The organism is Mesorhizobium sp. M4B.F.Ca.ET.089.01.1.1 (genome assembly GCF_004022605.1).
GTDB classification, from domain to species: domain Bacteria; phylum Pseudomonadota; class Alphaproteobacteria; order Rhizobiales; family Rhizobiaceae; genus Mesorhizobium; species Mesorhizobium abyssinicae.
The window spans coordinates 1-386 of sequence record NZ_RZOS01001591.1; the positions used below are offsets into that span (position 1 = coordinate 1).

A 386-nucleotide genomic window follows, 5' to 3' on the forward strand; every position below is an offset into this window, starting at 1 on the left:
CCTCTACACCGTTCGTAAGCGCATGAGCATGTTGTTTCAGTCAGGTGCGTTATTCACCGATATGAACGTCTTTGATAACGTGGCGTATCCGCTGCGTGAACATACGCATTTGTCCCCTGAACTCCTGAAAACGACGGTCATGATGAAGCTTGAAGCGGTGGGGCTGCGTGGCGCTGCCAGGCTGATGCCTTCTGAGCTGTCTGGCGGAATGGCGCGGCGTGCGGCGCTGGCGCGTGCTATCGCGCTGGAGCCGGACTTGATCATGTTCGACGAACCTTTTGTCGGCCAGGACCCTATCACCATGGGCGTGCTGGTCAAGCTCATTTCAGAACTTAACAGCGCACTCGGCGTTACCTGCGTTGTGGTCTCTCATGATGTCCCCGAAG

At 56.5% G+C, this 386-nt stretch carries 1 protein-coding gene; it reads left to right on the top strand.

Annotation, left to right across the window (positions count from 1 at the left end; all coding sequences use genetic code 11):
- A partial coding sequence (locus EN780_RS38410) for an ATP-binding cassette domain-containing protein (protein WP_128276690.1) occupies positions 1 to 386 on the top strand: 386 nt, incomplete at both ends.